Below are 1296 nucleotides of genomic sequence, written 5' to 3'. Positions count from 1 at the left end.
GGATAGTACTGTCTGGAGCCGGGCCCGGGATCGTGTCCGCTGCCCCGCCGCGGGTGGCCCTGTTACAACAGGGCCACCCGTTCCTTATGCGACACGGCAATCGCCCAGTTCCAGAAAAATCACTCACCGCACCTCCCTGAAACCTGGGAGACGCCTCCGCCAACTGTGCCGCCATCGGCCAACTCAGTCTGCCGTTCTGGCCGAATATGGCCGTTTCGGCCAACTAGCTCGGCGTCTCACACGGGATCAGAAGTCCCAGTCCTCGTCCTCCGTGTTCACGGCCTTGCCGATCACGTAGGAGGAGCCCGAGCCGGAGAAGAAGTCGTGGTTCTCGTCGGCGTTCGGGGAGAGCGCGGAGAGAATGGCCGCCGAGACGTCGGTCATCTCCTTCGGGAACAGCGCCTCGAAGCCCAGGTTGTTCAGGGCCTTGTTGGCGTTGTAGTGCAGGAACTTCTTGACGTCCTCGGTCCACCCGACACCGTCGTAGAGCGACTCGGTGTAGCGCACCTCGTTCTCGTAGAGCTCCTCGAGCAGCTCGTAGGTGTAGAGCTTCAGCTCGTCCTGGCGCTCCTGGGACTCCAGGGCCATGGCCCGCTGGAACTTGTAGCCGATGTAGTAGCCGTGCACGGCCTCGTCACGGATGATCAGGCGCACCAGGTCGGCCGTGTTCGTCAGCTTGGCCCGGGAGGACCAGTACATGGGCAGGTAGAACCCGGAGTAGAAGAGGAAGGACTCGAGCAGGGTCGAGGCCACCTTCTTCTTCAGCGGGTCGTCGCCCTTGTAGTACTTGATGATGATGTCGGCCTTCTTCTGCAGGTACGGGTTCTCCCGGGACCAGCGGAAGACGTCGTCGATCTCCTTCATGGAGGACAGCGTCGAGAAGATGGAGGAGTAGGACTTCGCGTGCACGGACTCCATGAACGCGATGTTGGTGTACACCGCCTCCTCGTGCAGGGTGACGGCGTCCGGGATCAGGGACACGGCGCCCACGGTGCCCTGGATGGTGTCCAGCAGCGTCAGACCGGTGAAGACCCGCATGGTGAGCTGCTGCTCCTCCGCGGTGAGCGTCTTCCAGGAGGGGACGTCGTTGGAGATCGGCACCTTCTCGGGCAGCCAGAAGTTCGCGGTCAGCCGGTCCCAGACCTCGTCGTCCTTCGGGTCCTCGATCCGGTTCCAGTTGATGGCCTGGGCCTGGTGGTGGAGCAGCTGCACCTTGTCGATGCTCTCGCTCTTCTCCAGAGTCATGATCTGTCTCTTCCTCGAACGGGGTGGACCCCCGCGCGCGTCCTGCGGACG

The 1296-nt window shown here is 63.0% G+C and carries 1 protein-coding gene; it reads right to left on the bottom strand.

Going from position 1 to position 1296, the window contains the following annotated elements:
* Nucleotides 1–246 precede the first annotated feature (246 nt).
* Entirely contained in the window at nucleotides 247–1245 is a 999-nt protein-coding gene (gene nrdF / locus ACFU0Y_RS18190; RefSeq protein ID WP_017834614.1) for a class 1b ribonucleoside-diphosphate reductase subunit beta, read from the bottom strand.
* Between the last annotated feature and the right edge of the window lie 51 nt (nucleotides 1246–1296).

This window comes from Kocuria sp. NPDC057446 (assembly GCF_042802875.1).
Lineage (GTDB): Bacteria > Actinomycetota > Actinomycetes > Actinomycetales > Micrococcaceae > Kocuria.
This window is presented reverse-complemented; position numbering and strand designations above follow the sequence as displayed.

What these genes read in the sequence shown, in the direction of transcription:
- nrdF (WP_017834614.1), bottom strand. Translation starts at nt 1,245, where the DNA reads ATGACTCTGGAGAAGAGCGAGAGCATCGACAAGGTGCAGCTGCTCCAC.